2 pseudogenes are annotated in these 8,245 nt (G+C 68.9%); both read left to right on the top strand.

The features are described from left to right. Positions 1-87 (top strand): annotated as a pseudogene (locus A5736_RS25985) (MbtH family protein); the annotation flags it as partial. 22 nt (positions 88-109) lie between these two features. Beyond that, positions 110-8,245, top strand: a pseudogene (locus A5736_RS25665) (amino acid adenylation domain-containing protein); the annotation flags it as partial.

Below are 8,245 nucleotides of genomic sequence, written 5' to 3'. Positions count from 1 at the left end.
TGTCTGGACTACATCGAACAGAACTGGACCGATATCCGGCCGAGGAGTCTGCGCGAGAGGCTGGCAGCGGTTCAGGCAGAGAAGTAGACCATCGGGCTTGGGGGATCGTATGGAACTTGAGGACCGGGCACTTCCGCTGACACGAGCGCAGCAGGACATCTGGCTGGCCGAGGAGACCGGGCTCTTCGGCGCCAGGTGGCAATTGGGCGTGTTCGTGCGAATCGCCGGACCGCTCGACACCGATGTGTTCGAATCGGCGATCCGTCACGCCGTCAGCGAGGCCGAACCGCTGCGGGCGTCGTTTTTCCAGCAGGACGGCCAGGTTTTCCAGAAGATCGTGGACGACCCGCACGTGGAGCTGGCGCGCTATGACCTGATGGGCTCGCAGGATCCCGAACGTGACGCGTACCGGCTGGCGTCGTCGATTCAGCGCACGGTGATGCCGCTGAGCGGTCCGCTGTTCAAATTCGCGTTGATGCAGACCCGCATCGATGAGTTCTATTTCTTCGTCTGCTGCCACCACATCGTCACCGACGGCGTCGGCCTCGCCTTTGTTCTGCACCGGCTGGCAACCGTCTACAACGCGATGACCGAGGGCGTGTCGGCCCCACCCGCGTTTTTCGGGTCGCTGACCGATCTGGTCGATTGCGAGCTGGCGTACGAAGCCTCCGTCGACTACGACGAGGACCGGGCCTACTGGGCGGATCACCTGCCGCCGGACAGCGAACGGCAGGCCGGGTCGGTGGTCGAGGCCGGCGGGCGTGACCCCCACGAGTTTGGTGCCCCGGTGGAGCTGGACCCGGCCGCGGTGGCCGGGATGGACGAGTTGGCGCGGGCGTTGGGGATGCGCCGATCGTCGGTGCTGACCGCGGCCTGCGCGCTGCTGGTGGGCGGCTGCGAGGGTGAGGGCTCGCAGGTCGTGTTCGACTTCCCGGTGAGCCGCCGGGTGGATCCGCAGCTCAAGTTGGTGCCCGGGATGATCTCCGGGGTCGTCCCGCTGGTATTGACGGCGTCACCGAGCGCGTCGATCGCCGAATTCTGTGCCCACGTCGACACGCGGATCCGCGAGACGTTGCAGCACCAGCGTTTCCCGGTGCACGCCATGGAGAACGCGGCGCACTTTCACGCCTTCGGGCAGGCGTCGAATCGGGTCGGGCTTAATTTCATTCCGACGACACACCTGACGGACCTCGCCGGTTCCGCCGTGACGGCGACGCTGACCCACGACGGTTTGGGGGATCAGTTCCGGCTGGTCTTTTTCCGCGACGAGGAAAAGCTCTTCCTCAGCACGCCGGGTACCGGCCAACTGTTTGCGAACTGCGATATCGGCGAGTTGGCCAAGCGCCTGGAGCGGGTGTTCACGGCGATGACCGCCGACCCGACACGACCGCTGTCGTCGATCGATCTGCTCGACGAGGCCGAGCGGGCCCGCATCGACGAGGTCGGCAACCGGCCCGTGCTGGCCGAGCTGCCGGCGCCCGCCGCCTCGATCCCGGCGTTGTTTGCGGGTCAGGTCGCGCGCGTGCCGGAGGCCGCGGCGGTGAGCTTCGCGGGCCGCTGCACCACCTACCGCGAGCTCGATGAGGCGTCGAACCGGTTGGCGCACTTGCTGGTTGGCGAGGGAGTGGGGCCGGGGCAGCGGGTGGCGTTGCTGTTCTCCCGATCGGCCGAGGCCATCGTGTCGATCTTGGCGGTGCTGAAGACCGGGGCGGCGTATGTGCCGATCGACCCGGCGGTGCCGGCGGCCCGCATCGAGTTCATGCTCGAGGACGCCGCCCCGCTTGTGGCGCTGACCACCACCGAGCTGGCCGGCCGGCTGGACGGGCACGAGCTGCTGGTCATCGATGTCGACGACCCGCGGATCGCCACCCACCCCAGCACGGCGCTGCCGGCCCCGGCGGCCGACGAGACCGCCTACCTGATCTACACCTCGGGCACCACCGGTGTGCCCAAGGGCGTGGCGATCACCCACCACAACGTGATCGAGCTGATGAAGACGCTGGACGACAGCCTGGAATTGACCGGCCAGGTCTGGTCGCAATGGCATTCCCTGGCCTTCGACGTCTCGGTCTGCGAGATCTGGGGCGCGCTGCTGCACGGTGGTCGGTTGGTGGTGGTGCCCGAATCGGTCGCACGTTCACCGGAAGACTTCCACGCCCTGCTGGTCAGGGAACAGGTCACCGTGTTGAGCCAGACGCCGTCGGCGTTCTACGCGCTGCAAACCGCCGACGCGCTGTCGCCCGAGCTGGGCCGCCAGCTGAAGCTCCAAACGGTGATATTTGCCGGCGAGGCGCTGGAACCCCAACGCCTCAAGAAATGGCTGCACAACCACCCCGGACTGCCGCGACTGATCAACATGTACGGCACCACCGAGACCACCGTGCACGCCTCGTTCCGGGAGATCGGCGACGCCGACATCGACAGCACCGCCAGTCCCATCGGGGTGCCGCTCGAGCACCTGGGCTTTTTCGTGCTGGACGGCTGGATGCGGCCTGTCCCGGCCGGGGTGGTCGGCGAGCTGTATGTGGCCGGTTCGGGCCTGGGACACGGCTACGTCGGGCGGGGCGGGCTGACCGCAACGCGGTTCGTGGCCTGCCCGTTCAGCGAGCCCGAAGCGCCGGGAACACGGATGTATCGCACGGGTGATCTGGTGTCTTGGCGTGGCGATGGGCAGCTGGAATACCTGGGCCGCGCCGACGAGCAGGTCAAGATCCGCGGCTACCGGATCGAGCTGGGTGAAGTCCAGGCGGCCCTGGCCCGCGTGGGCGGGGTCCAGCAGGCGGTGGTGATCGTCCGCGAGGACCGCCCGGGCGACAAGCGACTGGTGGGGTACACGACCGGAACCGCCGAGCCGGCCGCAGCGCGCGCCGCGCTGGCCGAGCGGCTGCCGTCCTACATGGTGCCGGCCGCGGTGGTGAGGCTGGAGGCGCTGCCGCTGACGGTCAACGGCAAGCTCGACAAGCGCGCCCTGCCCGCACCGGAATACTCCGATGCCGATCGTTATCGCGCCCCCGTCAGCGCGGTCGAGGAGATCCTGGCCGGCATCTACGCCCAGGTGCTCGGTGTCGAGCGGGTGGGCGTCGACGAGTCGTTCTTCGAGCTGGGCGGCGACAGCATCCTGTCGATGCAGGTGGTGGCCCGGGCTCGGGCGGCCGGTGTGGTGTGCCGTCCGCGCGACATCTTCGTCGAGCAGACCGTGGCCCGGCTGGCCCGGGTGGCCGGTGTCGCCGACGGTTCGGGCGACGTGGTCGACGAGGGCCTCGGCGCGGTGGTGGCCACCCCGATCATGCGGTGGCTCAACGACATGGACGGCCCGGTTGACCAGTTCAACCAGACCGTGGTCGTCGCGGCTCCGGCCGGCGTCAGCGAGGCCGACGTCAAGGTCGTGCTGCAGGCGCTGCTGGATCGGCACGCCATGCTGCGGCTGCGCGTCGACGACGACGGCGCCGGGGGTTGGTCGCTGCAGGTGCCCGACGTGGGATCGGTGGACGCGGGCGCGTGCCTGCAATCGGTCGACGTGCTCTCCGATGAGGTCCTGGTCGATGCGCGGTCGCGGTTGAACCCGGCCGCCGGCGCGATGCTCAGCGCGGTGTGGGCGGCCTCCACCGGACAGTTGGCGTTGATCGTCCACCATCTGGCCGTCGACGGGGTGTCCTGGCGAATCCTGTTGGAAGACCTCAACATTGCGTGGGCCCAGCATCACAGCGGGCAGCCGGTGGCGTTGCCGGCCGGCGGCACCTCGTTCGCCCGGTGGGCGAAGCTGCTGGCCGAGCACGCACACGATCCGGCGGTGGTCGATCAGATCGAGGCGTGGCGCCAGGTGGCGGCGGTCCCGGCGGTGCTGCCCGAGGTCCAACCGGAGGTTGACAGCTACGTCAGCGCCGGGCAGTTGTCGGCGGAGCTGGACGTCGAGACCACCCGCATGCTGCTCGGTGAGGTGCCGGCCGCGTTTCGCGCTGGGGTGCAAGACATTTTGTTGATCGCGTTCGGGTTGGCGCTTTCGGAGTTCTTGGGCACCGGTGGCACGCCGATCGGCATCGACGTCGAGGGCCACGGACGCCACGAGGAGCTGGGCGCCGATGTCGATCTGTCGCGCACGGTGGGTTGGTTTACCACCAAATACCCGGTGTCCCTTGCCCTTGGCGGGCTGCGCTGGGCGCAGGTGGGAGCCGGTGAAGCCGCGCTTGGTGCGGTGCTCAAGGACGCGAAAGAGCAGCTTCGGGCGCTCCCGGACCCGCTGACCTATGGGGTGCTGCGCTACCTGAACCCCGACGTCGACCTGGCCGAGGCCGACCCGCCGATCGGATTCAACTACCTGGGGCGCATGGGCGCGTCGGCGGCCGAGATGTCCGACGACCTGTGGCGACTCTGCCAAGATGGTTTGGCGGCCGGCGGTGCCAGCGCGGCAATACCCATGCCGCTGATGCACACCCTGGAGCTCAATGCCGGCACCGTCGACACCGGCTCGGGCCCGCGCCTGCAGGCCAACTGGACCTGGGCGCCCTCGGCGCTGACTCACGCGCACGTCAACCGGCTGAGCCAATTGTGGTTCGAGGCCCTGGCCGGTATCTGCGCGCATGTGCGCGGCGGTGGAGGCGGGTTGACGCCGTCTGATATCGCGCTCGCCGGTCTCAGCCAGCAGCAGATCGACGAGCTCCAGCGCCACTATGCGGATCGCTGACGTACTGCCCCTGACCCCACTGCAACAGGGGCTGCTCTTCCACGCCAGCACCGTACAAGGTGGCGACGATCTGTACGCCGTGCAGCTCGACATCACCGCGACCGGACCGCTAGACCCACATCGCCTGCGCGATGCGGTGCAAACCATGGTCAACCGGCATCCCAACCTGGCGGCGTTGTTCTCCGAACAATTCGACCAGCCGGTGCAGATCATCCCGGCCGATCCCGAGACCGGTTGGCAGTACGTCGATTTGGACGGCGGCACCGACGCCGACGTCGAAGAGCAGGTCCAACGGCTCTGTGCCGCAGAGCGCGCGGCGGTCCGGGATCTCGCCGAGGAGTCGGCTTTTCGGGCGGCGCTGATCCGTACGGCACCGCATCAGCACCGGTTCGTCCTGACCTTTCACCACATCGTGGTCGACGGCTGGTCGTTGCCGATCGTGCTGCAGGAAATCTTCGCCAGCTATTACGGCCAGCGGCTGCCCGCGGCCGCGCCGTATCGCCGGTTTGTCACCTGGCTGGCCGATCGAGACGTCGGCGCTGCCCGCGCGGCGTGGCAGGCGGCGCTCGCCGGTTTCGAGGCGCCGACCCTGGTCGGCCCGCCCGATCGGCTCAAGCTGGGGCGGCGCGCCGTTGCCTCGTTCCGGGTCCCGGCGGAGGTCACCCGCAACGTCGGAGAGCTCGCGCGGTCCTGTCGGACCACGGTCAACATCGTCGTGCAGGGCGCCTGGGCGCAGCTGCTGACCCTGCTGACCGGCCAGCACGATGTCGCCTTCGGCGTCACCGTCTCGGGTCGGCCCGCCGAGGTGCTGGGCGCGGATTCGATGGTGGGGCTTCTGATCAACACGGTGCCGGTGCGCGCTCAGATGACGCCGGGCACCACCGTCGCGGACCTGCTCGATCGGCTGCAGCAGGTCCACAACGACACCCTCGACCACCAGCACTTGGCGCTGCGCGACATCCACCGCGTCACCGGTCACAACCAGTTGTTCGACACCCTCTTGGCGTTCGAGAACTACCCGATCGACATCGAGGTGTTGTCGGGCGTCGACGGGCTGACCGTCACCGAGTTCACCAACCGCGAATACAACCACTACCCGCTCGCCGTGCAGGTGCTGCCGGGCAGCGAATTGGGCCTGCGCGTCGAATTCGACACCGACGTGTTCGACGCATCCACCATCGACACACTGATCGGGCGGCTGCAGCACATCTTGGCGGCGATGGCCGCCGATCCTTCCCAGCGGTTGTCGGCGATGGATGTGCTGGACGCCGAGGAACGCGCCCGCCTGGACGGATGGGCCAACCGGGCGGCGCTCACCCGGCCGGCCAGCGCGTCGGCGTCGATTCCGGCGTTGTTCGCCACACAGGTCGCGGGCGCACCCGACGCGGTGGCGCTGACTTTCGAAGGCCGCGGCACGACGTACCGCGAGCTGGATGAGGCGTCGAATCGGTTGGCGCACTTGCTGATCGGCCAGGGTGTCGGTCCGGGTGAGCGGGTGGCGCTGTTGTTTCCCCGGTCGGCCGAGGCGGTCGTGGCGATCTTGGCGGTGCTCAAAACCGGTGCGGCGTATGTGCCGATCGACCCGGTGGTGCCGGACGCGCGGATGCAGTTCGTGCTCGGCGATGCCGCGCCCGCCGCCGCGATCACCACCCCCGAGCTGGCCGAGCGGCTGGCCGGGACCGACCTTCCCGTCCTCTGTACCGACGACCCGCGGATTCGCGCCCAGCCCAGCACGGGGTTGCCGGCGCCGGGCGCGGATGAGATCGCCTACCTGATCTACACCTCGGGCACGACCGGCGTCCCCAAGGGGGTGGCCGTCGCCCACCGCAACGTGATTCGGCTGCTCGAGGTGCTCGACGCCGACCTGGAGCTGTCGCCGGGGCAGGCGTGGACCCAATGCCATTCCCTGGCCTTCGACTTCTCGGTGTGGGAGATCTTCGGCGCGCTATTGCACGGCGGGCGCCTGGTAGTGGCGCCCGAGGCGGTGGTGCGCTCGCCGGAAGACTTGCGCGCCTTGCTGATTCGCGAACGGGTCAGCGTGCTGAGCCAGACCCCGTCGGCGTTCTATGCGCTGCAGGCCGTCGACGCGCAGTCGCCGGGAGAACAGCTCACGCTCGAGACGGTGGTGTTCGGCGGCGAAGCGCTTGAACCACAACGTCTTCGGGCCTGGCTGGACAACCACCCCGGATCGCCGCGGCTGATCAACATGTACGGCATCACCGAGACGACGGTGCACGCCTCGTTCCGCGAGATCAGCGGCGACGACGTCGACGTCAACGTCAGCCCCATCGGGGTGCCGCTGGGACATCTTGGCTTCTTTGTGCTCGACGGCTGGTTACGACCGGTGCCCGCCGGCGTCGTCGGGGAGTTGTATGTTGCCGGCCCCGGCCAGGGGTATGGGTACGTCGGCCGGGCGGCGTTGACGGCCACACGATTTGTGGCCTGCCCGTTCGGCGGACCCGGGGCACGCATGTATCGCACCGGAGATCTCGTCTCCTGGGGCGCCGACGGGCAGCTGCACTACCTGGGGCGGGCCGACGCGCAAGTCAAGATCCGGGGCTATCGCATCGAGCTCGGCGAAATCCAGGCCGCGCTGGCCGGTGTGGACGGGGTGGAGCAGGCGGTGGTGATCGCCCGCGAGGACCGCCCCGGCGACAAGCGCCTGGTGGGGTATGTCACCGGGACCGTCGAGCCGGCCACGGCGCGCGCGGGGCTGGCCGAGCGGCTGCCCGAGTACATGGTCCCGGCCGCGGTGGTGGTGTTGGACGCGCTGCCGTTGACGGTCAACGGCAAGCTCGACACCCGCGCCCTGCCGGCGCCGGAATACTCGGACGCCGGTGGCTACCGCGCCCCGGCGACCCTGACCGAGGAGATCGTGTCGGGGATCTACGCCCAGGTGCTCGGGCTGGACCGGGTCGGCGTGGACGAGTCGTTCTTCGACCTGGGCGGGGATTCGCTGCTGGCGATGCGGGTGATCGCCTCGATCAACAAGTCGTTGAACGCCGGCGTTTCGGTGCGAACCCTCTTCGAGGCGCCCACGGTGGCGCAGTTGGCGCCGCGCATCGGTACGGGCGGGGACGGGCTGGAGCCCTTGGTGGCCGGGGAGCGGCCGGCGGTGATTCCGCTCTCGTTTGCCCAGAACCGGTTGTGGTTCCTGGACCAGCTGCAAGGACCGTCCCCGATCTACAACATGGCGGTGGCGTTGCGCCTGCGCGGGCGCCTCGACGCCGACGCATTGGGTGCCGCCCTGGCCGACGTGGTGGCCCGCCACGAAAGTCTGCGGACAGTGTTCGCCGCGCACGACGGCATCCCCCAGCAGGTAGTGCTGCCGCTTGAGCGGATCGACTTCGGTTGGGACGTCGTCGACGCCACCGGCTGGCCGGAAAGCCGGCTGCAGGAAGCCGTCGGCACCTCGGTGCAGTACACGTTTGACCTGGCCGCCGAGATCCCTTTGCGGGCAAGGCTTTTCCGCGTCGACGAGCACGAGCACGTGCTGGTGGCCGCCGTGCACCACATCGCCGCCGACGGCTGGTCGGTGAAGCCGTTGGTGCGTGACCTGGGTGT

Source organism: Mycobacterium sp. SP-6446 (genome assembly GCF_001954045.1).
Lineage (GTDB): Bacteria > Actinomycetota > Actinomycetes > Mycobacteriales > Mycobacteriaceae > Mycobacterium.
The sequence above is the reverse complement of the archived record's forward strand: the minus strand, read 5'-3'. Positions and strand labels throughout refer to the sequence as shown.